Source organism: Salipiger marinus, assembly GCF_035481585.1.
Classification (GTDB): Bacteria; Pseudomonadota; Alphaproteobacteria; order Rhodobacterales; family Rhodobacteraceae; genus Salipiger; species Salipiger marinus.
The window spans coordinates 66818-91736 of record NZ_JAYKSL010000010.1 but is presented as its reverse complement, the minus strand read 5'-3'; the positions used below and the strand labels follow the sequence as shown (position 1 = coordinate 91736).

Annotated in this window: 20 protein-coding genes; 6 read left to right on the top strand and 14 right to left on the bottom strand. The window is 68.3% G+C overall.

Annotated elements, in window-relative coordinates; genetic code table 11:
• The first annotated feature begins 100 nt into the window (after window positions 1–100).
• Window positions 101–1030 (top strand): LysR family transcriptional regulator, encoded by a 930-nt coding sequence (locus VK682_RS14565; RefSeq protein ID WP_089848333.1) that lies wholly within the window; start codon window positions 101–103, stop codon window positions 1028–1030.
• 3 nt (window positions 1031–1033) lie between these two features.
• Here VK682_RS14565 and VK682_RS14560 read toward each other — a convergent pair whose 3' ends face one another.
• Both VK682_RS14560 and VK682_RS14555 read right to left on the bottom strand, forming a co-directional pair.
• Window positions 1034–3754: a beta strand repeat-containing protein gene (locus tag VK682_RS14560; protein WP_324782103.1), complete on the bottom strand. Its 2721-nt coding sequence runs from the start codon at window positions 3752–3754 to the stop codon at window positions 1034–1036.
• A 93-nt stretch (window positions 3755–3847) separates the two neighbouring features.
• A complete protein-coding gene (locus VK682_RS14555) occupies window positions 3848–6346 on the bottom strand; it encodes a calcium-binding protein (protein ID WP_324782102.1) in 2499 nt (832 codons plus the stop codon).
• Between the two features lie 439 nt (window positions 6347–6785).
• On the opposite strand from VK682_RS14555, the gene VK682_RS14550 reads away from it, so the two are divergent.
• On the top strand, window positions 6786–7415 hold the full coding sequence (locus VK682_RS14550; protein WP_230796476.1) for an isochorismatase family protein: 630 nt from the start codon (window positions 6786–6788) through the stop codon (window positions 7413–7415).
• Window positions 7412–8287 (top strand): isocitrate lyase/PEP mutase family protein, encoded by an 876-nt coding sequence (locus tag VK682_RS14545; RefSeq protein WP_230796475.1) that lies wholly within the window; start codon window positions 7412–7414, stop codon window positions 8285–8287. Before VK682_RS14550 ends, VK682_RS14545 begins: the two co-directional genes overlap by 4 nt.
• A 36-nt stretch (window positions 8288–8323) precedes the next feature.
• Here the strand turns inward: VK682_RS14545 and VK682_RS14540 are convergent, their stop codons facing one another.
• The 12 genes from VK682_RS14540 to VK682_RS14485 all read right to left on the bottom strand — a co-directional run bounded on the left by VK682_RS14540 (window position 8324) and on the right by VK682_RS14485 (window position 20550).
• Window positions 8324–9358, bottom strand: a complete 1035-nt coding sequence (locus tag VK682_RS14540) for a LacI family DNA-binding transcriptional regulator (protein ID WP_089848344.1) — start codon at window positions 9356–9358, stop codon at window positions 8324–8326.
• An 85-nt stretch (window positions 9359–9443) separates the two neighbouring features.
• Window positions 9444–10163, bottom strand: a complete 720-nt coding sequence (locus VK682_RS14535; protein ID WP_230796474.1) for an SDR family NAD(P)-dependent oxidoreductase — start codon at window positions 10161–10163, stop codon at window positions 9444–9446.
• Entirely contained in the window at window positions 10160–12085 is a 1926-nt protein-coding gene (locus VK682_RS14530) for a TRAP transporter permease (RefSeq protein ID WP_324782101.1), read from the bottom strand. The genes VK682_RS14535 and VK682_RS14530 overlap by 4 nt, the downstream gene beginning before the upstream one ends.
• A gap of 92 nt (window positions 12086–12177) precedes the next feature.
• The gene (locus VK682_RS14525; RefSeq protein WP_324782100.1) at window positions 12178–13125 is read right to left on the bottom strand and encodes a TAXI family TRAP transporter solute-binding subunit; all 948 of its coding nucleotides are present in this window, start codon (window positions 13123–13125) and stop codon (window positions 12178–12180) included.
• Between the two features lie 91 nt (window positions 13126–13216).
• A complete protein-coding gene (gene leuD / locus VK682_RS14520; protein ID WP_324782099.1) occupies window positions 13217–13834 on the bottom strand; it encodes a 3-isopropylmalate dehydratase small subunit in 618 nt (205 codons plus the stop codon).
• Window positions 13831–15240: a 3-isopropylmalate dehydratase large subunit gene (gene leuC / locus VK682_RS14515; RefSeq protein WP_324782098.1), complete on the bottom strand. Its 1410-nt coding sequence runs from the start codon at window positions 15238–15240 to the stop codon at window positions 13831–13833. The genes leuD and leuC overlap by 4 nt, the downstream gene beginning before the upstream one ends.
• Before the next feature lie 16 nt (window positions 15241–15256).
• A complete protein-coding gene (locus tag VK682_RS14510) occupies window positions 15257–16003 on the bottom strand; it encodes a maleate cis-trans isomerase family protein (RefSeq protein WP_089848356.1) in 747 nt (248 codons plus the stop codon).
• A 146-nt stretch (window positions 16004–16149) separates the two neighbouring features.
• Window positions 16150–16896: a maleate cis-trans isomerase family protein gene (locus VK682_RS14505; RefSeq protein WP_230796467.1), complete on the bottom strand. Its 747-nt coding sequence runs from the start codon at window positions 16894–16896 to the stop codon at window positions 16150–16152.
• A gap of 25 nt (window positions 16897–16921) precedes the next feature.
• Window positions 16922–18118 carry an FAD-dependent oxidoreductase gene (locus VK682_RS14500; RefSeq protein ID WP_230796466.1) on the bottom strand — a complete coding sequence of 399 codons (1197 nt, stop codon included), beginning with the start codon at window positions 18116–18118 and terminating at the stop codon, window positions 16922–16924.
• 39 nt (window positions 18119–18157) lie between these two features.
• Window positions 18158–19045, bottom strand: coding sequence for an MBL fold metallo-hydrolase (locus tag VK682_RS14495; RefSeq protein ID WP_230796465.1), 888 nt, complete (start codon window positions 19043–19045; stop codon window positions 18158–18160).
• Window positions 19046–19079: 34 nt separating this feature from the next.
• Window positions 19080–19883: an SDR family NAD(P)-dependent oxidoreductase gene (locus VK682_RS14490; protein WP_230796464.1), complete on the bottom strand. Its 804-nt coding sequence runs from the start codon at window positions 19881–19883 to the stop codon at window positions 19080–19082.
• Window positions 19876–20550: a GntR family transcriptional regulator gene (locus tag VK682_RS14485; protein WP_230796463.1), complete on the bottom strand. Its 675-nt coding sequence runs from the start codon at window positions 20548–20550 to the stop codon at window positions 19876–19878. The genes VK682_RS14490 and VK682_RS14485 overlap by 8 nt, the downstream gene beginning before the upstream one ends.
• 334 nt (window positions 20551–20884) lie before the next feature.
• Between VK682_RS14485 and VK682_RS14480 the strand changes: the two genes are divergently transcribed.
• The 3 genes from VK682_RS14480 to argC all read left to right on the top strand — a co-directional run bounded on the left by VK682_RS14480 (window position 20885) and on the right by argC (window position 24915).
• Window positions 20885–21832 (top strand): TAXI family TRAP transporter solute-binding subunit, encoded by a 948-nt coding sequence (locus tag VK682_RS14480; protein WP_230796462.1) that lies wholly within the window; start codon window positions 20885–20887, stop codon window positions 21830–21832.
• Window positions 21833–21886: 54 nt separating this feature from the next.
• Complete coding sequence (locus VK682_RS14475; protein WP_230796461.1) at window positions 21887–23800, top strand: TRAP transporter permease; 1914 nt, start codon at window positions 21887–21889, stop codon at window positions 23798–23800.
• A 137-nt stretch (window positions 23801–23937) separates the two neighbouring features.
• Complete coding sequence (gene argC, locus VK682_RS14470) at window positions 23938–24915, top strand: N-acetyl-gamma-glutamyl-phosphate reductase (RefSeq protein ID WP_230796460.1); 978 nt, start codon at window positions 23938–23940, stop codon at window positions 24913–24915.
• Window positions 24916–24919 lie beyond the last annotated feature (4 nt).

Sequence of the window (24919 nt, the reverse complement as noted above, 5' to 3'; positions counted from 1 at the left end):
CGGCCCGAGACTCCCTGACGGGGTGACGCCGTTTTAGCCTTGCGCGACATACCGACCAAATACCAATATCGGCAATCTGTATAACAGAAAGGATATGCACATGGCGGGATCGCTGACCGACCTCCGGCCCGCGCAGGCGCGGCTGATTGCGGCCATCGCCGATCACGGGCAGCTGCAGGTGGCGGCCTCGCTCTGCCGGATGACCCAGCCTGCCGCGTCGCGGCTGCTGACCGATCTGGAACGCCAGCTTGGCACCAAGCTGTTCCAGCGCACGCCCAAGGGGATGGAGCCCACGCCCGCAGGCGCCCTGCTGGCCCGGCACGCGCGGCGGCTGCAGCACGATCTGGCGCGGCTTGCCGATGATTTCACCGACCTGCGCACCGGGCGCGGCGGCGTGGTGCGGGTGGGGGCGGTGACCGGCCCCGCGCTGGGGCAGCTGGTGCCTGCGGTGCAGCAGCTCAAGACGCAGACGCCCTCGGTCGACGTGTCGATCGAGGTGGCGCCCTCGCTGACGCTGGTGCAGGCGCTGGACCGGGGGGAGCTGGATTTTGTGCTGGCCCGGCTGCCGCCGCAGATGGACGAACAGGATTTTGTCGTGGAACCCGCCCGCGACGAGATCGTGCAGCTGCTGGTGCGGGCCAGCCATCCGCTGCTGGACCGGGGTCCGGTGGGCATGGCGGCGCTGCGCGACATGCGCTGGATCCTGCAGGTGCGCGGCGCGCCGATCCGCAACGCCATCGACACCGCCTTTCACGATGCGGGGCTGGCAGCGCCGCAGGACGTGATTTCCACCTCCTCGCTGCTGGCGATCATCGCGCTGCTGAAAGACAGCGACGCCGTGGCGCCCATGTCCAAGGAGGTGATCGACCTGATGCTGGAACCGCCCGTCTCTGCCGATCTGCGGCGGCTGGAACTGGACCGGCTGCTGACCGTGGCGCCCTATCTCATCATGCAGGCGCGCGGGCGGGTGCTGCCGCGCGCCGCCGAACGACTGCTGCTGCTGGTGCAGGCCAGCATCCGCCAGATGTGAGGGTCAGAAAATCTCGATATCCGCCGCCGTCACCTGCGCGTTCTGCTCGAACGTCGCGACCAGAATCTGGTCGGCGGCCCCGGTGCCATCGGCATCGAACCAGAGCTGCCCCGACGCGCGGTCAAAGATGAAGCGGTCATCACCCTCCTGCGCCCGGGGTCCGGCCACGAACAGATCCGCGTCCAGCAGCCCCGCCGCGAGCCCGCCAAAGAGCGCGCCCTTCATCTTCAGAAGATCGCCCTCGTTCGCCTCGTTCACGTTGAAATCGATGATGCGGTCGACATTGCCCGCCCCCGGCGCACGGTCGAAGACGAAACTGTCGGCGCCGCCCTGCCCGTTGAGCGTATCGCGCCCCTCGCGCCCGGCAAGGGTGTTGGCAAAGGGCGTGCCGACAATGGTGTTGGCAAGCCCGTTGCCGATGCCGTTGACCGCCACCACATCGCCCGCCGAGCTGCGCACCACCTGCAGGAACAGGTTTTCCACATTCGCCTCCAGCGCGTGCGAGCGGAAGGCGCGCACGGTGTCGATGCCCTCACCGGCCAGTTCCACCGCCGTGTCGCCGGGGGCGCGGATGAAATAGGTGTCGTTGCCCAAGCCCCCCACCAGCGTGTCGACGCCGCGCCCGCCATCCAGCAGGTTGTCCATGGCATTGCCGGTGATCACATTGGCCAGCGCATTGCCCGCGCCCAGCACCGCCTCTCCGGTCAGGGTCAGGTTTTCCACCCGCACCGCGTCCAGCCGGAAATCGATGCTGGCCTCGATCGTGTCGGTGCCGGTGGCGCCGCGGCCTTCCCGCACCTGATCGCCGATGTGATCGACGCGGTAGAGATCGCCGCCATCGCCGCCCACCAGCACATCCGCCCCCGCGCCGCCATCCAGCGTGTCGGCCCCGGCGGATCCCACCAGCGTGTCGTCAAACTCCGTGCCCTCCAGCCCCTCGAAGCCCGACAGATGCAGCAGGCCGGTGGCTTCGGCGGTCGGCTGCTGCGCCGTGCCCTGCGGGGTCAGCGACAGGCTGACCGCCGCACCATACCCCGCCAGCGACAGCGTGTCGGCGCCCGTGCCCCCCAGCAGCACCATGCGCGCGGCGGCATCGATGGGCGCCAGCGTCACGCGGTCATCCCCCGCCCCCAGCGACAGGCTGCCCAGACCCTGCGCGCCCAGGCTTACCACATCGTCGCCGCCGCCCAGCTGGACCGCCCCCGCGCCCCCCGTCAGCACCAGCGTGGTGCTGGCGCGGCCCGTCACCTGCAGGCTGCCGACATAGCCCGTGGCGGCGATGTCCTGCACCGTGCCGTCGCCCGACAGGGTGATCTGCTGCGCGCCCCCGGCGCCAAGCCGCAGCGTGTTGTTGCCCAGATAGGAATAGACGGATTCCACGGCGCCCTCCGCCGTGGTCAGCACATTGTCGCCCTGCCCCAGCTTCAGCATGAAGATCCGCGCGGTGCCGCCCAGCACCACCCGGTCATCGCCATCGCCCATCTGCAGGCTGTTGATGCGCGCAGCGCCCCCCAGCGTGACCGAATTGCCGCCATGGCCCAGCTGTGCGGTGTCGATCCACGCATCGTCGCGCAGCGCCAGCACCGCCCCGCCCCATGTGGTCAGGCCCGACAGGCTGGCCTGCGCCGTCAGGGTCACGCTGTCGCGCCCGTCGCCCAGATCGGCGCTGCCCACATAAGACGCGCCCTCCATCAGCAGGGTGTCGGCGCCGCCATAGCTCAGCACCTGATTGACCTGCGCGCTGTCCGACAGGTGCAGGCTGTTGTCCCCCTCTCCCAGCTGCAGGCTCTGGCTGCGGCCGGTGCCGGTATAGCGGGCGGTATCATTGCCGCCAAAGGCGGTGACCGACCAGACGAAGCTGCCCGTTGCCACCTCCAGCAGGTTGTCGCCGCCGCCAAGCTGCGCGGCATTGGCGCTGCCGCCGCTGCGGATCTGCAGCGTGTCGTCGCCCTCTCCCAGCCCCAGCTGGTCGACAAAGCCGCCCGCCACCACCACCCGGTCGCGCCCGCCGCCCAAGGCCACCGCCCCGGCAGAGGCACCCGCCGCCACCGTCACCACGCTGTCGCCCGCGCCGCTGACCGAGGCGGCAAACCCCGCCATCACCGCCAGCGTATCGCTGCCCGTGCCAAGGCTGACGCTTTGCGCGCCCGCGTTCAGCGTGACCGTGTCATCGCCATCGCCGGTGACCAGCGCCCCCAGAAAGCCGCTGCCGCCGATATAGGTGTTGTCGCCCTGCCCCATGCGGACCGAGCCCAGAAACCCCGCCCCGCCGCGCAGCAGGTCATCGCCGGCGCCAAGGCTGATGGACCCGACGCTGCCCGCGCCGGTGGTGATGTCATGATTGCCGTCGAACAGGTCGATGGCGCTGACCGGCTGGTCGCCGGTGCGCAGCGTCACGTCACGGTCGCCGCCGGTGATGAACCGCACCTGCGTGGCCTTCAGCGTGATGTCCTGCGCGGCGCCGCCCAGATCCAGCGTGGTGATGCGCCGCGTGCCGCTGGCACTGTCGGTCAGGGTGACGCGGGTCTGCGGTTCGGCATCGGTGCGCAGCCGCAGCAGCCCGATATCCCAGTCGCCGGTCAGATCCAGCGTCACGCGGTAGGACGCATCGCCCAGAAACCCCGCCAGCGACAGCGCGTCGATATTGCCCGCCGTCCAGGGCGTGGTGGTGCCAAAAGCGCTGACCGGAGTGACGCCGTCCAGCGCAAGAGTTGCCGTGGCCATGTGGTCCGTCTCCCGCAGGGTGCCGGGGCTGCCTGCCCCTGCGGGGATAATGCCCGGATTTTCCAGACATTCGAGCCCCTATCGACGGGGCCGTCAGACGAAGAAGATGTCCTCTGCCGTGACCACGGCCCCCTGATCGAAGGTCATCAGCAGGGTCTGCGCCCCGCCGCCGCTGCCATCGGCATCATACCAGAGCCGCCCGCTGCCCGCGTCAAAGATGAAGCGGTCACTGGCATCCAGCGCACGATCCCCCGCCACGAACTGCGACGGCGCAAGCCCGCCCGCCCCGATCCCGTCGAAGAGCGCGCTGCGGAACAGCAGGCTGTCGCCCTCATCCGCCGTGTTGGTGTTGAAATCCAGAATCCGGTCGACATTGCCCGCACCGGGGGCGGAGTCGAAGACGAAGGTATCGGCCCCGGCCTGCCCGCGCAGCGTGTCATTGCCCTCGCGCCCGGAGATCACGTTGTCATAGGGATTGCCGATGATGACATTGTCGAGCGTGTTGCCGATGCCGTTGATCTGCACCGCCTCCCCCGCCTGCGTCAGCACGCTTTGCAGGTAAAGCCGCTCCACATGCTCGGGCAGCAGGGTGGACCGGAACGCCTTGACGGTATCGGCCTCCCCGCCGCCCGCCGCCTCGACCACCGTGTCGCCGGGGCTGCGCACCAGATAGGTGTCATTGCCCGCGCCCCCGATCAGCCTGTCCACGCCCTTGCCGCCGTCAAGGATGTTGGCGCCGCCATTGCCCCGGATGACATTGTCGAGCCCGTTGCCGATGCCGCGCACATCCGCCGTGCCGGTCAGCACCAGATCCTCGATATGCTGGCGGCCCATGAGGAAATCGACGCTGGAATAGACGGTGTCATGCCCCTCCCAGCGGTAGCTTTCCGCCACCCGGTCGCCCGGATTGTCGACATAGTAGGTATCCGATCCGGGCCCGCCGTTCAGGATGTCGGCGCCCGCGCCGCCGATCAGCACGTCATCGCCCGCATTGCCGTAAAGCGTGTCATTCCCCGCCTCGCCCTGCAGGGTATCGTTGCCCTCGGCGGCGTGCAGCGTGTTGCGCCCGGCATTGCCGATCACGAGATTGTCGAGATCATTGGCCACGATCACCGCATCGGCGCTGCCGGTCAGCTTCATGCGTTCCACCGCAGCACCGCGCAGGTTCATGGACACGGTGCCGAAGGCGCGGTCGACGCCCTCGTGCTCCAGCCGTTCCACCACCACATCGCCGGGATGGTCCAGATAATAGATGTCGCCGCCATCGCCGCCCACCATCACATCGGCGCCCGCCCCGCCGTCAAGCCGGTCTTCGCCGGTGGTGCCAAGCAGGAAATCATCACCCGCGCCGCCCTCTGCCCGCGCGCCGTCGCCGGTCAGCCGGATCAGGTCACTGGCCGGAGTGCCGGTCACATCCTCCCCCGACAGGCGGCTGTCGGGCAGCGGGCCGAAGCGGAACAGCGCCGCGTCCTGACCGCCGCCCGCCTCCCCAAGCGTCTGCGCCACGATCACGCCGCCGCCCGGACGCGCGGTCAGCGCCACGGGCCGCAGGTCGCGGCCCAGCGGGCTGTCATCGGCAGAGAGATCTCCGGCTTCATAGGACAGCAGCACCGCCCCGGCCGTGTCGCGCCAGTCCAGCACCGTGGCATAACCGCTGGGAAAGTAATCGTCGAAGCTTTCATAGATCGGCTGCTGCCACAGCAGGGCATAGCTGTCCGGCCCGGCGGCGACGATGTCGAAGGGCGTGCTGTCATAGAAGCCCACCTCCAGTTTCGGGGTGGCGGCGCTGCCTTCCGCGTCAAACCGCTGCCAGTAGGTGCCGCCATAGAGGCTGCCCCAGAACGCCGCAAAGCTGCCATCCGGGGCCGCCGCCACGCTGGGGGCATAGGCGCCGCTGCCCTCGACCTCGAAGGGGAAATCGCCGGTGATCTCGATCCGGTCGCCCTCAAAGGCACCGCTGGCATCAAGCCGCTGCAGATAGGCGTTGCGCAGCGCGGAGCTGGTGCCCGTGTCATCCTCGCTGGTCTCGGTATAGGCGATGACAAAGCCGCCGCCCGCCAGTTCGGCGATGTCGCTGATCCGGTAGTCGGCACCGTCCATCTGCGGCAGCGCCACCGCCCCGCCCACAGGCTGGAAGGCGGCATCCAGCCGCTGCGCCGCGATCTCTGCCCCGGCCTGTGCGACGACGGTGCGCAGCAGCAGATAGCCGCCGCCCTCCAGCGCCACCAGACGGCTCTCCGCCGCGTCGGTCCGTCCGGGCAGGTCAGCCGTGGCCACCGCGCCGATGGCCTGACCGCTGGCATCATAAAGCTGCACCGACGTGCGGGTGTCGGGGCCATTGGCGGCCAGCGTCATCACCGCAAATCCGCCGCCCGGCACCGACGCGATCGCCACATCCGGCCCCCCCAGCCCAAGCGGCTTGGTGTCCAGCGCGCCTGCCTCGCTGAGCACGCGGCCATAAAGCGTGCCGCCCTCCTGCCATGTGACCAGCGTGCGGCCCGCGTCAAGCGGCACCATGCCGTGCGCCTGCTGGTCGCCGTCCCGGGGCAGGCTGGTGCGGATGGCGGTGGGATAAAGTGCCGTGAGGGGCATAACATACTCTCCTGAATCGGCGCGTCCCGCGCCAGAAGGCAGACCATAAAAAACCTCGGTCACAAGGTGCATGGCAGGGGGGATCAAGTCCAGCGCCGTTTGTGACGCTGGTGCGGCGGGGCGGGCTGCTGAATTGAGATTGAATGCGCATTCAATAAGATCTAGTCTCCGCCGCAAGACAGCGACACGAGGTCTGACGTGGCATTCGACAAATCCCAGCGGGCGCAGGGCCCCGGCGCCGCCGCCCCGGCCCCCGGTCCGGGACAAAACGGGCCGCACAGACAGCGCCTTTGCCGGAGGCTCCGCCAGCATATGCCCGCCGGACCCGGCACGGCACAGATCGCGCCGGGGCGCGGATCGGAACCGCTGCAAGCGTATTCGACAGGCGGGCAGCCCCCGGCCCCGCAGACCCATGACACCGAGACGGAGGACAACAGGGATGAGTGAAGATCTGGGCGAAAACTACGCCCGCGCCTATGGCGGGCGGCTTGGCTTCGGCAAAAGGCCCGCGCTGATCCTGATCGATCTGGTCCGGGGCTATTTCGACCGGGACTGCGATCTTTGGGCCGATTGCGACGACGCGCTGGCCTCGGCGATCCGCCTGCGCGACGCGGCGCGCGCGGCGGGGGTGCCGGTCATCTATACCAATGTCGTCTACCACCCCAAGGCGCTGGATGGCGGGCGGTTCTACCAGAAAGCGCTGCCGCTGCGGCATTTCCTGAAGGGCAGCCCATGGGCGGACTGGGCCCCCGGCCTGACCCCCGCCGAGGATGAGCTGGTGATCTCCAAACAGCATGCCAGCGCGTTCTTCGGCACCTCCCTCGCCCCGACCCTGACCACATGGCGCGTGGATACGGTCATTCTCAGCGGTGTATCGACCTCGGGCTGCGTGCGCGCCTCCTGCGTCGATGCCAATGCGCATGGCTTCATCCCGATCATCCCGCGCGAGGCGGTGGGCGACCGCCACCCCGCGCCCCACGAGGCCAACCTGTTCGATATGAACGCCAAATACGGCGATGTCGTCTCGGAAGCCGAAACACTGACCTATTTTGCAGGAACGACAGCATGAAGAAGACCAGCCTGAAATCCGCCCTCGCCTCGGGCAAGTTCGTGGCGGCCCCCGGCCTGCATGACATGATCGCCGCCGTGGTCGCCAACACGTTCGACCTGCCCTTCGCCTATGCCTCCGGCTACTGGACCACCGCGTCGGCGCATGGTCTGCCCGATGCGGGCATCGCCACCTATTCCGAAATGCTGGACCGGGTCACCACGCTCTGCCGGGTCAGCAATGCCGCGATCATCGCCGATGCCGATACCGGCTATGGCGGGCTTCTGAACGTGCATCACACCGTGCGCGGCTATGAACAGGCCGGGGTGGTCGCGATCCAGATCGAGGATCAGGAATTCCCCAAGAAATGCGGCCACACCCCCTATCGCCGCGTGGTGCCGGCGATCGACATGGTCGAGAAGATCAAGGTCGCCTGCGAGGCGCGCAGTTCGGACGAGACGCTGATCATCGCCCGCACCGATGCCCGGCAGAGCGAAGGCTTTGAAGGCGCCGTCAAACGCGGTCTGGCCTATGCCGAGGCGGGGGCCGACGTGGTCTTCCTTGAATCGCTGGAAAGCACTGAGGAAATGCGCGAGGCCTGCCGCCGCATCAACGCGCCGATGATGGCGAACATGGCGGATGGGGGCCGGACCCCGATCCTGTCGGCGCGGGAACTGGAAGAGATCGGCTATGCCATGGCGATCTATCCGTCGATGACCGGGCTTGCGGCGGCGCAGGCGGTGCAGACCGTGATGGCGGCCTTTGTCGAACATGGCACCTCGCAGACCCCGGCGCAGCCGCTGTTCGATTTCTCGGAATTCAACCAGCTGATCGGCTTCCCCGAGGTCTGGGAATTCGAACGCCGGTGGGCGCGCGACCGCAGCGCGGGCTGAGCCGCCACTCCCCTCCCCCCGCTGCGGGGGAGGGGATCACAGGTCGACCGGCCTTGGAATGGTGCTGCGCCAGACGATCCGGCCCGGCACCTTGATGTCGATGCCGGGCTGGATGGCGGCGCCGGGATTGTCCAGATCCAGCAGGTTCAGCGCCTCCTCGGTCATCTCGTCGACGGGCTGGCGCACGGTGGTCAGCCGGTAGGGCCAGCGGTCGGCCTCGTCGATGTTGTCAAAGCCGCCCACCATCAGATCCGCCGGGATCTTCACCCCCATCTCGCCGCGCAGCGCGTCCATGGCGCCCATGGCCATGATGTCGTTGATGCCGAAGATCGCATCGGGGATCGGGTGGCGCTCGTCCAGAAAGGCGCGCAGCGTCGCGGCATGGCCGCCGTCATAGGTGGACTGCCCCTCCAGTTCCAGAATGTCGGCGGGGGGGATGCCCCGCTCCAGCAGGCAGTCGGTGAAACCGCGCTGCCGGTCCTGACTGGTGGTGCCGTTGGGGTCACCCTTCAGCAGCGCGAAACTGCGCGCCCCCGCCCCCAGCAGCGCCTCGGCCATCAGCCGCCCGCCCGCCGCATTGTCGCAGCGCACCCCCGAGGCGGAGGATCCCGGAATGTAGCGGTTGAAGAGCACGATGGGGATGCCCCGGTCATGGCAGATGCCGGTCATCCGGGTCGACAGCTGCGCCGAGGTCAGGATGATGCCATCCACCTGATAGCGCAGCACCCGCATCAGCGCGTCATCGCTGTTGGAGCCGTTCTTGACGGTGAAGGTCAGGATCTGCACGCCGCGCGCCTGCAGCCGGGTGATCAGCGCCTTCAGCACCTGCACGTAAAACGGATTGTCGAGATTGCCGAGGATCACCGCCACCATATTGGTGCGCCGCGTCGTCAGGCTGGAGGCGATGGAATTGGGGACGTAGTTCAGCTTCAGCGCGGCGTCGAGGATCGCCTTGCGCTTGGCCTCGGAAATCGACGAACCTTCGGTGAAGGCGCGCGAGACCGCCGATTGCGACACGCCCGCCAGAGCTGCGACATCAAGCGAGGTAACACGGCCGGACAGGGGCTTCATCTCGGTCTCCTTGCCAAGGGAGGCCAGAATATATGCCCCGTTCCGGCGGTGCAACCGTATTCAAAAACCGCCGCCGCCCGGGCCCCTAGATCACCGGAACCGCGCCGCCATCTGCGGCGATGACGGTGCCGTTGAGCATGACCGCGCCGTCACCGGCAAGGAAATGCACGATCTCGGCCAGCTGTTCGGGGGTCGGCACGGCACCTGCGGGCAGTCCGGCGGTGACGGCGTTCCGCGCCGCCTCCGGGCTGATGCCGTCCTGTGCGGCGCGCGCGGCCAAAAGCTGGTCGAACCGCGCGGTGGCCACCGGCCCGGGATTGACCCCCACCACCCGGATCCCCGACGCGGCATAGGCATGGCCCAGCCCCGAGGTCAGCAGCATCAGCGCCGCATTGGCCGCACCCCCCGGCAGATGTGTGGGCGAGGCGACCTTGCCGCCCATGCCGATCACCGGCACGATCACGCCACGCCCGCGCGCCGCCATGCCGGGCAGCGCTGCCATGATGATGTTGGCATAGGGGAAATATTTCGCCTCCATCCCCTCGCGCAGCGCGGCGGCGTCAAGCGCGCGGGTGGGGGCCTGCCGTGCGGCCCCGGCGGTGCAGACCAGCACATCGGTCGGGCCCTGCGCCGCCTCCGCCTGCTGCAGCGCTGCGGCGACCGCCCCGGCCTCGCGCAGGTCGACCCGGATCCCTTCGCTGCGCGACAGCACGCTGACCCGATCACCCCCCGCGGCGAAGCGCGCGGCACAGGCGGCGCCGATCCCCCGGCTGCCGCCTGCGATCACCACATGGCGCGGCGTCATGACGACACCTCCGCCCGGACCGGCGCGGCCTCCCGGCGGGCCGACAGCAGATGCGCGCCCAGCACGACGGCGGCAGCGGCGGCGACGCCGTATTCGGCCAGCGGGCTCAGCATCTGGCTCAGCGGGATGATCACCGCGATCCCCAGCAGCACCCACAGCGCCCGCTGCGCCAGCGACAGCGCCTTGTGGCCATGGCCCAGCACGCCCCCCGCGATCAGCGCCAGTGACACCGCCGTGGAGACGAAGACATAGGCCGATTGCATCCATGACGTGTCCATCAGCAGCCCCGGCTTGTAGATGAAGTAGAAGGGCAGGATATAGGACGCCCAGCCGAACAGGAAGGCGGCAAAGCCGGTGCGATACTGGTCCGCCCCGCCGATGCTGGCGGCGGCATAGGCGGCGATGGCGATGGGCGGCGTGATCATCGACAGCATGCCGTAATAGAGCAGGAACATATGCGCCGACATCGGCGGGATGCCAAGCTGCACCAGCGCCGGGGCGGCCAGCGTCGCCAGCAGCAGGTAAACGGCGGTGGTGGGCAGGCCCAGCCCCAGCACGACCCCGATCACGGCAGACAGCAGCAGCAGCAGGAACATGCTCTCTGACCCGAAGGACATGAGGTAATAGCTGAGCGTGAAGCCAAGCCCGGTCAGGGTCATCAGCCCGATGATCATGCCCGCCGCCGCACAGATCAGCAGCACGTCGCAGGTGGACCGCCCGGCCTCGATCAGCGCGGCCAGAACCTGCCGGGGGCTCATGGCGCCATAGCTCAGCTTCAGCGCCCATGCGACCAGTGCCAGTGCGACGATGATCAGCGTGGCATAGACCACCGAAATCTCCGCCGCGAGGTCGAAGCCGAAGATGCCGCCCATCAGCGCCACGATGGCAACAAGGCTGACCCAGCCTTTCAGCAGGATGCTGGCGAAGCTGCCCTGCACCTCTTCCCGCGCCGAAGGCAGGCGGTCGCGCCGGGCGATGAAATCGATCTGGATGTAGAGCGACAGGAAATACAGCAGCGCCGGCAGGGCGGCGGCCACGATGATGTCGCGATAGGGCACCTGCAGGAATTCCGCCATCAGGAAGGCGGCAGCCCCCATGATCGGCGGCATCAGCTGCCCGCCGGTGGAGGCGACCGCCTCGATGGCGGAGGCATGGGTGGCGCTGAACCCTGCGCGTTTCATCACCGGAATGGTGATGACGCCGGTGGTCATCACGTTCGACACCGCGCTGCCAGAGATCATGCCGGTGAGCCCGGACGCGGTCACCGCGACCTTGGCGGAGCCCCCCGGACCCTTGCCCGAAATACGCCCCGCCACGCTGGAAAAGAAATCCGACCCGCCGGTGCCCATCAGGAAGGCGGCAAAAAGCACGAACAGCACCACCACAAAGGCCGCGATCTGCAGCGACTGCCCCCATGTGGCCGAGGAATCGGTGCCCAGATATTGCAGCACGTCACCGATCGGCTGCGGACGGCCCTGCAGCGCGCCGGGCACCCATTGCCCCGCCACCGCGTAAAGCACCAGTGCCGCGAAGATGATGATGAGCGTGATGCCGATCACCCGGCGCAGCCCCTCCATCACCAGCAGGATGACCGCGACGCCGACCGTCGCCGCCTCCACCGGGTGATCCCATGCCCGTTCGGACAGGACGGGAAAGCGGACGAAGACATGTGCGGCCAGCGCCAGCGAGGCGGCGGCCAGCAGCCGGTCCAGAAGGCCGAGGCTGGTGCCGGGCCGGGGCCGCAGGAAACAGACGGCCAGCGACAGCCCCAGCATCAGCGCCACCATCTGCTGCGGAAAGATCATCAGCCCGGCGCGCTGCGGCAGCGCCAGAACCCATGCCATCGCCAGCAGCGGCACCGCCACCGCCAGCACCGCCGAGACATGCCGCCCCGGCGCGGTGTGTGTTACGGAATCGTCCATTCCAGCCCTTCCCTGTCATAGGTAGATGGACTGCCCGCCCGGGCCGCCGGGCGGATGCCCGCCACGGCCTGCCGGACGGGCAGGATGACGCGTTACTGCTCGGTCCAGATGCCGCGCTCGCGGAAGAACGCCTCGGCGGCAGGGTGATAGGGCAGCGTGGTGACCCGCGCCAGCTGGGTTTCGTCATATTCCGACCACAGCGCCCCGCCCGCGCGCGCCGCATCGGCACTGGTGTAAAGCGCCTCGAGCGCTGCGGTCACCACCTCGTCGGGCACGTCCTTGTGGGCGAACAGGGTGTAGTCGTAGAACAGCACCACGGTGTCGGGGGTGACACCCGCCGCCTCGCCGCGGTCGCCCCAAGTGGTCAGGCTGGTGCCGGGCAGATAGCGCGACAGGATCTCCTCGTCGCCTTCCTTGAAGGACAGATACCGCACCTCGCCGCGCGATGCCTCCACATCCATGATCGACTGCGCGCCGACCGAGCCGATGGTCACGTCGGTCAGGCCGGACTTGATGTTGTTGAACTGCTCGCCAAAATTCGAGGTCGGCACCGGCTTCACCTCGTCATAGCTGACGCCGCCCGTCTCCATCGCGGCGGTGAAGAAGAACTCGCCCAGCGAATTGGCGGGAAAGCGCGGCACGGCTTGGCCGGCGAGATCGGCAAGGCTTTCGATCCCGGTCTCGACCGGCACCACCAGCCCCGCGTTGAAGGGCAGGATCGTGGCGATCATGCGCAGGTCGGGATTGGCCGAGCCTTCGGACATGCCGATGCCTTCCATGGCATGGGCGACCTGCGGGTAATTGGCGATGCCGAACTCCACCCGCCCGGCATTGACCATGGGGATGTATTGCGAGCTGTTGGCCATGACCTGCGGGCGGATCACCAGATCGCTGTGATCCGACAGCACGGTGGCCAGATGCAGGCCGATCTGTTCGGTGGCGCCGCCGGTGGTGGTGGCAAGCCCCACCATCTGGGCCGATACCGGTGCCGCCGCCATCAGTCCCGCCGTCACGACTGCGGTTTTGAGGATATGTTGCATGGTCTTCTCCTTGTTGGGGTCTTGTCGTTTCTTGTTCAGGTCGTGTGGCGCGGGCCGGGGCCCGCCGCCGTGCCGGACGGGCCGCAGCCCGTCACGAGGCCGCGAACAGCCACGGCTGGCGGGCGCGGTGGCCCGCCTCGAAATCGCGGATGCTGTCCATGTCGCGGTTGAGGATCACGTCAAGCTCGTCCCAGCCGTTCAGGAACGCCTCCTGCGCCTCGCGCGCAAGATCAAGCCCGCAGACCAGACGCCCGCCCACGTGCAGGGTCTGCGCCCGCATGTCGAGCGTGAAGGTCTCGCCCGCCTCGGCCTGCTGGCCAAGCCCGGCGCAGGTGTCGGGCGGCAGGCGCAGCACCAGAAGCCCGTTCTTGACGGCATTGCCCGCGAAGATCTCGCCAAAATCGGGGGCGATGACCAGACGGATGCCGATGTCGACCAAGGCCCAGACCGCATGTTCCCGCGACGAGCCGCAGCCGAAGCCCGCGCCGCCCACGATCACCTGCGCGCCGCGCCAGCCGTCGCGGTTCAGCGGAAATTCGGGGTTTTCGGCGCCGTCCTGCGTAAAGCGCCGGTCGGCGAAGGCGCAGTCGCCCAAGCCCTCGCGGTCAGTGCGCAGCAGGAAGCGGGCGGGAAAGATGATGTCGGTGTCGATATTGGTGTCGGGCAGATGCACGGCACGCGAGTCGAAATGGATCAGGGGCGCGCTCATGTCAGGATCTCCAGCTTGCGCACATCGGTCAGATGGCCGGTCACGGCGGCGGCGGCGGCCATGGCGGGGCCCACCAGATGGGTGCGCCCGCCCCGACCCTGACGGCCCTCGAAATTGCGGTTGGAGGTGGAGGCGCAGCGCTGGCCCGGTTCGATGCTGTCACCATTCATGGCCACGCACATGGAACAGCCCGCGTCGCGCCATTCGAAGCCCGCATCGCGGAACACCTGCGCCAGCCCGCGCGCCTCGGCCTCGGCCTTGACCAGACCGGAGCCCGGCACGGCGATGGCGCGCACGCCCGGATGCACGCGGCGCCCGCGCAGCACCGCTGCCGCCGCTTCCAGATCGGCGAGCCGCCCGTTGGTGCAGGATCCGATGAACACCACATCCACGGCGAGCCCGTCCAGCGCCTGCCCCGGTTCCAGCCCCATATAGTCCAGCGCCCGCTGCCGCCGCTGCGCCCGCCGCGCGTCGCCATCACGCGCCGGATCGGGCACGGTGCCGGTGATGGGCAGCGCATCCTCGGGCGAGGTGCCCCATGTCACATGCGGGGCAAGCGTGGTCAGGTCCATCTCTACCACGCGGTCATAGCTGGCGTCGGGGTCGCTGCGCAGGGTCTGCCAATAGGCCACCGCCGCGTCGAACTCTGCCCCCTTGGGCGCCATGGGCCGCCCGCGCAGCCAGTCGACGGTGATCTGGTCGGGGGCCACCAGCGCCACCCGTGCCCCCGCCTCGATCGCCATGTTGCACAGGGTCATGCGCTGTTCCATGCCCAGCCCGGCAAGGGCGGCGCCGACATATTCGATGGCATGGCCGCTGGCGCCATTGGCGCCCAGCACCGCGATCAGCCGCAGCGCCAGATCCTTTGTCGTGACGCCAAGGGGCAGATCGCCGCTCAGCCGCACGCACATGGTGCGGGCACGGCGCTGCACCACCGCCTGTGTCGCCATGACGATGCCGCATTCCGACGCGCCGATGCCGAAGGCCAGCGCGCCAAAGGCGCCATGGGTGGAGGTGTGGCTGTCGCCGCAGGCCAGCGTCATGCCCGGCAGGGTGAAGCCCTGTTCGGGGCCGATCACATGCACGATGCCCTGCCGCCGGTCATCCAGCGGGATGTAGGGGATGTTGTGCTTCGCCACGTTGCGCTGCAGCAGCGCGGTCTGCCGCGCCGCCATCGGGTCGGCAATGGGCCGGTCGCGGTTCAGGGTCGGCACGGCGTGATCGGCCACCGCCAGATTGGCCTCGGGGCGGTGGACCGTCAGCCCGCGGGAATCGAGCGCCTGAAAGGACTGCGGGGTCGACACCTCGTGCAGCAGGTGCCGGTCCACATAGATCAGCGCGCTGCCATCGTCATAGCTGCGGACCACATGGCTGTCCCAGAGCTTGTCATAAAGCGTGCGTGGCAAAGGATTCTCCGGATGTTCAGGGATGCGGGGTCTGGGGCTGCGCCAGAAGCCGCCCCGCCCCGGCAAGGGCGTCACCGATCCCGGCGCGGCGCAGCGCCGCCCACAGGGTTGCGGTGTTGGAACTGACCACCGGGATCCCCAGCGCGGCTTCCAGCGGCGCGATCAGCGGCAGGGTGGGGAAATCGGTGCAGGTCAGCAGCAGCGCCTCCGCCTCGGGGCGGTGGACGCGATGCGCCAGCGCCTCCACCTCCGGCAGGGGCGTGCGGGCGATGCGCGGGAAATCGACGGGGCCGTTCGCGCCCAGCCCCAGCCCCTCGATGGCAAGCGTGGTCACGCCATGCGCCGCCAGAAAGGCCACCTCGTGATCGTTGAGCGCCTGATGATAGGGCGTCGCGATGGAGACACGGCGCACCCCCAGATGGCGCAGCGCCGCGACGATGGCGGCGGCGGTGGTCAGCACCGGGCGGCCCAGCCGGTCGCTGGCCGCCTGCGGCAGGCTGTCGGCGGGCGTCACCATGGATCCCGCCGTGCAGGCATAGGCCACGACATCGACATCGGCGCGCGCCAGAATTCCGGCGCTGCGGGTGATCTGGTCCAGCAGCGGTTCGCTGTCATGTGCATCCGCATTCATATCGATGCGATGGCTGTGACAGGTCACGCCCTCGGGCAGCAGCCGCGCCCATTCCGCCTCGTTCACCGTGTTGGTGGCGGGGGTCAGAAGGCCGATCTTGGCGCGGTAGCTGTAAACGGAGTGGTGCCGCATTCTGGTGCTTGCTCCCTTCGGGCGGGCTATGCCTGCCCCGGCGCGGGGCGCCGGGGCGATTCATTTGCATACGCTTTCAAAGACGACCCTAATCGCGCCGCCCCGGCGCTGTAAAGGCCCCGGCCCGCGCAGGGGCCCAAGACGGACTAGTGATGCGTCAGAAGCGAGCCGAAGCCCTGCACCTTGTCTTCGATGCCGTTCATGCGCAGCGCGTGCCAGTAGGTCGCGGTGTTGATCGCCACCACCGGCTTGTCGAGCCAGAATTCCGCCATCGCCCCGACCCGCGCCATGGCAAGGTTGGTTCCGGCCTGCACGATCGCCTCCACCGAGGGGTCGTTCACCTCGATGATCGCGTCGCGCAGCGTCTGCTCGGTCTCATGCGCGATCAGCATCGGGCTCTGGCATTTCAGGCCCTTGATGGTCACCACCTCATAGCCGCAATCGGTGAAGAAGCGCCGCACCTGCTCGTCGCCCACCGGCATGTAGGGGGTGATGACCGCGATGCGCTTGACGCTGCCGAAGCGCGACAGCGCCGCCTGACAGGCATCCGACCCCATGGCGACCGGCATGCCCGCCCGCGCCTCGATCTCGCGCTTCAGATCATCGGCGCGCTCCTTGCCGTCCCAGAAGGTTTCCGCCGACATGCCCATGACCAGCGCGCCGGGCGAACAGGTCTTGACCGCGTCGATGGCATCCATGGTGGCGGCGCGGATGCGCAGCACCAGCTCGTTGAAATCCGCGTCCGAATGCACCGGATCGTCGGGGATCACGATCCGCGAGAAATGGTTGGTCACGCCCACCGGGCGCATGTCGTCGAATTCCGGCTGGACCGAGGTGTTGGTGGAGGGCGCGATCACGCCGAACTTCATGCGGTAGCCAAGACTGTCTGTCATCGTTCAAACCCTTCGTGGTCAGATGTTAGGCGATCTGTTCAAGATCCTGCAGCGACTGGATCATGGAGGAGCGCATCAGATACGCCTTGTGCCGCACCGGATCGGCGGCGATGGCGCGCAGCTCGTCGTGATGGGCGGCCCGCGCGGCGGGGTCGTTTTCCGCCATGATCTTGCGGTTGCGCAGCGACTGTTCCTGCACGGTGTCGATGGCCACCTGCCGCCGCTGCCGCTCGTAACGGGTCATGCCCTCCAGCGGGGCGCCGTTCCAGACCTCGATCAGCTTTTCGGTCAGGTTGATGGCGTCATGGATGCCGCCATTCATCCCCATGCCGCCCAAGGGGTTGTTGAGATGCGCGGCATCCCCGGCAAGGAAGATGCGCCCCTCGACATAGCGTTTGGCGACGCGCTGGTGGACGCGATAGGCGGTGGCATGCACGATCTCGTATTTGCCCTCGCGCGGGCAGATCTTCTGCAGGCGCTGCTGCATCACCTCCGGATCCTTGATCTCGGCCTCGGACAGGCCCGGATCGGTGGGCAGCAGCACCCGCCACAGGCTGGGCGTGCGCAGCAGCACCGCCCATTCGTTGGGATCGGTGATATAGGCGATGGGGGCAAGATCGCCGAAGGCTTCGGCAAAGTCGTAATCCGTCGACATGGACAGGAAGATCTCGGGGATGGTCAGCCCCTCGAATTCGATGTCGAGCGATTTGCGCACGGCGCTATGCGCGCCATCGGCGGCGATCAGGTAGCGCCCGGTCAGGATCTCGGTCTTGCCCTCGGGGGTCTCTACCGTCAGCGTCACGCCATCGGCATCCTGCGTCACCGCCTGCGCGCGGGTGTGATAGCGGATCTGCACGTCGCTGCGCCCTTCCATGCGGTCGCGCAGCGCCTCGCCCAGCTTCCACTGTTCGCATTGCAGCCGGTAGGGGTGGCGCGTCTCGTCGCGCAGCAGGCCAAGGTCGAACTCCGCCACCACCCCTTCGGAGCGGTCGCGGAACTGCCATGTCGGGCAGACCAGCCCGCGCGCCACCAGCTCGTCAGAGATGCCGAACCGGTCCAGCATGTCGAGCGTGGGCGGATGGAAGGTGGAGGCGCGCAGATCCTTCGGCACCTCGCCATGGGCCTCGACCACGGTGACGGGGATGCCCGCCTCGGCCAGACACAGGGCGGCAACCAGCCCGACCGGCCCGGCCCCCACGATGATGACGGATTGCTGGCTCATGGACGTTTCCCTTTGTTCTTTGTCATGTCTTCGCCTTGTTCAGAAAAGCGGCGCAGGCCGGAAGCCGCCGCCATGGCCGCGCACGCGCAGCCCCAGCGCCCCGCGCAGATGGGCGGGGATCAGCGCCAGATCCTCCGCCACCGCCTGTTCCAGCAGATCGAGCCGGGTGCGGCGGGCCTGATCGGGGTCGTGGCAGAAACGGCTGCTCCAGTCGGGGCGGAAGATCTGCAGCGGCGAATGGATCGCGTCGCCGCAGAACACCACCCGCCTGCCCTGCAGGTCGAGCGCAAGCCCGGTCTGGCCGGGGGAATGGCCGGGCAGCGGCAGCACGCTCAGCCCGTGATGCAGATCCGCGCCATCCTCGACCAGATCGGCCTGCCCCGCCGCCACCACCGGCAGCACGCTGTCGGCATAGGCGCCGTGGTTGTGCTGGCCGGGGGCCTGCGCCTCGGCCTGCTGCCAGTGGTCATGTTCCGCCCGGCCCATCACGTAGCGGGCGCGCGGAAAGGTCGGCACCCAGCGGCCATCCTGCAGCCGGGTGTTCCAGCCCACATGATCGGCGTGCAGATGGGTGCAGAACACCATGTCGATGTCTTCGGGGCCAAGCCCCGCCGCCGCCAGCGCCGCCAGATAGCCCTGCGCCTTGCGCGCATGCCATTCGGGCCGGGCCGGGCGCGGCTTGCAGGCGCCGACACAGGTGTCGATCAGCACGGTCAGCCCGTCGAGCCGCAGCAGCAGGCTATGCACCCCCAGCAGCACGGCGCCCGCGTCGAAATCGTAATGCCACGGCGCCAGATCGGCACGGAACGGCTCCAGTTCCTGCTGCCGCGCCTCGGGGAACAGCAGCGACAGCGGCAGCGCGAACCGGTCCAGATCGGTGATCCGGCGCAGATACGCGCCGCCGAGATCAAGGTGATCGGGGCTCATCGGGCCCTCCCTGTCATCCGCATGTCCGTGCCGCTCACATGATCCGCGGCTTGTCGACGGGCGGGCTGACCGCCGCCGCATCGGGGCCGGGGCCCGCGCCCCACTGCGCCGCGATGAACCGCCCGCCGGTCACCGCGTCCGAGGCGGGCGAGCACAGCCAGACGATGCCGCGGGCCATCACCTGCGGCGACAGCAGCTTGCCATCCGCGCCTTTCTTGTCGGGGGCGGGCGGCAGCAGATCGGTGTCGGCAGCGCCCCCGGGCAGGAAGACGTTGACGGTGACGCCGGTCCCCGCCAGATCCTGCGCCCAGACCCGGCTTGCCGCCTCCAGCGCCGCTTTCGACGGGCCGTAGGGCGCGTAGCCGCGCCGCACCATGGTCTGGTCCGAGGTCGAGATGTTGATGACCTTGCCCTGCCCGCGCGCCACCATGCCCGGCACCAGCGCCCGCGCCATGTAGAAGGGCCCGTTCACATTGGTGTCGATCACCTGCGCCCATGCGGCGGGATCGCTTTCCCAGAACCGCGTCGGCACGGTGTTGAACGTCTCGGAAATCAGCCGCATGCCGCGCCCGGCATTGTTCACCAGCACGTCGACGGGGCCCAGATCCTCGGCCGCGCGCTGGCAGGCCGCCGCATCCGAGACGTCGAAAAGACAGGTCCGCACCTGCGCCGCGCCCGCCTCGGTGCAGTCGCGGACGGTCTGCGCCAGCGCGTCAGAGGCGGTGGCGCCGGTCAGCACCAGCCGCGCGCCGCAGGCAGCCAGAGCCCGCGCCATGGCCCGGCCCAGCCCGCGCCCGCCGCCGGTGACGAGGATGGTCTTTGCGGAAAGGTCAGTCATCGGCGGGGGCCTTCCGGAACGGTTTGGTGGAAATCACATGCGCCTTGACCGCCGCCTCCGCCCAGTCGGGATTGCCGCTGGCAAGGGCGCGGTGAATCTCGCGGTGCTGGTCGTTGGAGGCGCGGATGCCGATGGACTGCGCCATGATGTGCCGCTTGAGCAGCGCCACCGGCGCCGACATCACCGGACGGATCATCATGCGCAGCTGCGTGGACCGGGTCGCCTGCAGGATGCAGTTGTGAAAGGCGTCGTTCAGCACCAGAAACTCGTCTGTCGCGTCGCGCCCGCCCGCCATGTCCAGCGCGTCGATCTCCTCGATCAGCCGCGCCAGCTCGTCCAGTTCGGGGGCGGTGATCCGGCTGGCGGCAAGCCGCGCCGCATAGCCTTCAAGGCGCGCGCGCAGGTCGAACATCACCATGATTTCGGAAGGCGAAAAATCCGCGACATAGCGGCTGCGGTTTTCCTCCACCGCCAGCCCCTCGGCCACCAGACGGCCAAGCGCGTCGCGCACCGGCGTGCGGCTGGTGCCGGTCATGCTGGCCAGCGTCTCTTCGCGCAGATGCGTGCCGGAGGCGAGTTCCCCCGACAGGATCGCGTCGCGGATGACCAGATAGGCCCGCACCGCTGGGCGCAGCGCCCCATCCTCGATCTGTTCGGCTTGTGACATGGGAGACCCTTTCCTTGTGCACAAACAGCGCGACCTGTTCGGTGCCATTGCCGGAGTTTGTGCACAAAGATTCGGGTATGCGTCAAGCCCCCGAACCGGATCAGCAGGTGATCAGATAATTTTATTGCCGAAATCGGGTATCCTGGCACCCTTTAGTTCCAAATTATGGGCACATGCGCTGCGAAGATGACCAGAGATGCGTCATTTATTCACATTTAGCGCCGGACAGCCCTTGACTCAGCGAGGAGCCCGTGCAGGCATGTGTCCAAAGTTCGTATACAAGGTGGATCAAAAAACACCGCGGACTTTCCATCCCCCCAACGGAGAGGTTCCCATGTCGATACTGAAGAATTTTGCCGCAGCCGCCGCCCTGTGCCTTGGCACCGTGCCGCTGGCCCATGCCCAGAACGTGGCGCTTGGCACGCTGAGCGGGGCGGCCACCGGCCAGATCGGGATCGCGATCGCCAGCGTCGCCTCCAGCGGCGGCGAGATCCGCGTCATCCCGCAGGAAACCGCCAACACCGCGCAATATATCCCGCTGGTGGATCAGGGGCAGCTGGAGTTCGGCATCGCCAACTACCCGCAGACCTATTTCGCCATGACCGGCACCGGCCTCTCCGAAGGCCAGCCCGCCGACAACCTGCGGCTGGTCGCCTCGCTGATGGATTTCACTTCCGGGATGCTGGTCATGGACGACTCGGGCATCGCGACGCTGGAGGATCTGGCGGGCCGCAACGTGCCGCGCTTCCCGGACAATTCGCTGGGCGACTATGTGATGCGGGCGGTGATGGCCACGGCGGATCTGAGCTATGACGACGTGCGCGCGGTGCCGACCGCCAATTTCCTGTCCATGTATGACGGGTTTCGCGACGGCATCCTCGACACCTCCATCGCCACCATCGGCTCGGCCTTCGTGATGGACATGCAGGCCAGCGTCGGCGAAGTGCGCTATCTGCCCATGTCCGAAGAGGATGCGCCGGTGATGGACGAAATCCTGCCCGGCACCCGCATCTTCGACGTGTCCGGATCCGGCGAGGCGGCGGTGACCGAAGACACCAAGGTCTTTGGCTATGAATACCTGCTGTTCGCCAATGCCGACGTGCCCGATGCGGTGGTGACGTCGATGGTGCGCGCGCTGCATGACGGGCGCGAGGATCTGCTGGCCACCAGCCCGATGTGGCAAAGCTTCGTGCCCGAAGGCATGGCCCGCGCGGGCGGCATGACCTACCACCCCGGCGCGCTCGCCTTCTATCAGGAACACGGGATCCCGGTCGCGGAATGACCGCGACCTGCCCCTGCCTGTCCTTCCCCCCCTTTTCACAAACCGGGATGAGTGATGACGCTGTTCACTGACACCCCCCTGATCCCGCGGATCGCCCAGATTCTGGGCGCCGCGGTGCCGGTGCTGGCGCTGATCTGGGTGCTGCGCCTGCCGATGCGCGCCGGGATGCTGGTCTTTCCCGAACAGATCGCGGCGGTGATGCTCGCCATCTCCATGGCGGCGATCTACCTGCGCACGCGGGGCACGGCGGGCCTGCCCGTCTGGCTGGACATGGCGGGGGCGCTGGCCTCGCTGCTGATGGGCGGCTGGGTCTATGCCCGCTTTCAGGTGCTGTCGGAAATGGCCGCCTTCCACCCGACCGAGGCGCTGATCCTTGGCGTCTGCGTGGTGCTGCTGGTCATGGACGTGCTGCGCCGGGTGGTGGGCTGGACGCTGGTCGCCATCTTCGCGGCCTTCTTCGCCTATGCGCTCTGGGGCGACCTGATCCCCGGCCCGCTGTCGGGCCGGGCCATCCCGCTGGCGCAGGTGTTCCGCTATCTGGGCACCGACAGTTCCGCGACATGGGGCGCCTCGCTGCAGGTGGGCGCCTATGTGGTGGCGGTCTTCGTGCTGTTCGGCGGCTTCCTGATCGCGGTGGGGGGAGGCGATTTCTTCACCCAGCTGTCGATGCGGGTGGCGGGCAAGGGGCCGGGCGGCTCCGCCAAGATCGCGGTGACCGCCTCGGGGCTGTTCGGCTCGGTCTCGGGCAGTGCGGTGTCCAATGTCATGTCCACCGGGGTCATCACCATCCAGATGATGATGCGCACCGGGTTCAGCGCCCGGCAGGCGGGCGCCATCGAGGCGGTGGCCTCCACCGGCGGGCAGCTCATGCCGCCGATCATGGGGGCGGCGGCCTTCCTGATGGCCGAGATCATTCAGGTGCCCTATCGCGACATCCTCGTGGCGGCCCTGCTGCCCGCCTTCATCTATTACCTGTCCATCTTCATCCAGATCGACTTCCTGTCGCGGCGCGACGGCGTGGGCACGCTGGCAGGGGAACGGCGGGTCGCGATGCTGCGGGTGCTGGCCAATGGCTGGACACCGATCCTTGGCTTTGTCGTGCTGCTGTCGGGGATCTTCGTGCTGAACCTGCAGGCGCAGGTCGCGGCGACATGGACGATCTTCGTCCTGCTGGGCGTGGCGCTGCTGGCGCATGTGCTGCGGCCCGGGATGCCCGGATCGCTGTCGCCGCGCGCGGCATGGGACGCGCTTGCCACCACCGGCATGGCCACGGCAGAGGTGCTGCTGGTCACGGCGGCGGCGGGCATGATCGTGGGGATCCTGTCGGCCACCGGGCTTGGCTTCTCGCTGTCGATGATGCTGCTCGACATCGGCGGCGCCTCGCTGTTCGGGATGCTGGTGGTCACGGCGCTGGTGGCGATCCTGCTGGGGCTGGGCCTGCCCACCACCGCCGTCTACCTGCTGCTGGCCTCGCTGGCGGCCCCGGCGCTGGTGCAGCTTGGCATCGCCCCGATCCCGGCGCATATGTTCGTCTTCTATTTCGGTATGCTGTCCATGATCACGCCGCCGATCGCGCTGGCCTCTTTTGCGGCGGCGACCATCGCCGGGGCGGGGCAGATCCAGACGGCGGTGGAATCCTTCCGCGTCGGCTGGGTCGCCTATCTGCTGCCCTTCCTGTTCATCTACAAGCCCGCGCTGCTGATGGAGGGCAGCTGGCCCGAGATCCTCTATGTCGCGGTCTCCTCGGTGCTGGCGCTGGCGCTGGTCTGCGGCGGCTGGCTGCGCCACGGTTTCGTGCCGGTCGAAGGGCTGCTGCGCCCGGTCTGGATCATCGTCGGGCTGCTGACCATCACCCCGCTGTCGCAGATGGGCGGCTACGGGCTGGAGCTGGGCGTCTCGGCTCTTGGCGCGGGGCTGATGCTGCATCACCTGATGGCGGTGCGGCGGCACAGGCAGGTTCCGGCCTGACCCCTCCCCCGGCCGGACCCAAAGGCCGCCCCCACCCGGGGCGGCCTTTCTGCATCGGCGGCTTGACAGGCCCCCTCATCTGCGCGACCCGGTCTGCCAGACCGGTACGGCGCCGGAGGCAGGCAGGAGCAGGACAGATGGGCATTCGTGCAGGGATCGTGGGCATCAGCGGGTTTGGCGGCGGCGAGGCGCTGCGCCTGATCGCGGCCCATCCCGCCTTTGATCTGGTCTATGCCGCGGGCGAGGGCAGCGCGGGCAGCCGGCTGGTGGACCGCTATCCGGGGGTGCCTGCCAGGCTTGCCGGTCTGGTCATCGAAAAATGGGATCCCGACACCCTGCCAGAACTTGACCTGCTCTTCGCCTCGCTGCCCACCGGCACCTCGGCAGAGGCGCTGGCGCGGGTGCCGCCGCAGGTGAAGATCGTCGATCTTGGCGGCGATCACCGCCATGTCGAGGGCTGGACCTACGGGCTCGCCGATGTCTGGCCCGACCGGATCAGCGGCCAGAGCCGCATCGCCAATCCCGGCTGCTTTCCCGCCGCCACGCTGACCGCGCTGGCGCCGCTGCTGTCCGGCGGGCTGATCGCCCCGGACCGCATCGTGATCGACGCCAAGACCGGCATTTCCGGCGCGGGACGGGGCGGCGCCGACAACCGCTTCGGCTATGCCGAAACCAATGAAAACCTGCAGCCCTATGGCCTGCTGCGCCATGTGCACATGCCCGAGATGGCCCGCACCATCGAAGGGCTGAGCGGCGGCAGCGCCGCAGGGCTGGTGTTCACGCCGCATCTGGTGCCGATGACGCGCGGCGTGCTGGTCACCATCTACTGCCGGGGTCAGGCCAGCACCGACCAGTGCCTGACCGCCGCGCGGGAGTTTTATGCCGACCGTCCCTTCGTCCGGGTGACCGACCGCCCGCCGCAGACCAAATGGGCCAGCGGGTCGAACCTTGCCTTTGTCAGCTATGCCGCCGATCCGGCGCGCGATCTGGTCATCGCCATGGGCGTGGTCGACAATCTGGGCAAGGGGGCCGCAGGCCATGCGGTGCAGAATGCCAACCTGATCTGCGGCCTGCCCGAAACCGCCGGGCTGGACGGCGCGCCCGTCTGGCCCTGACCGG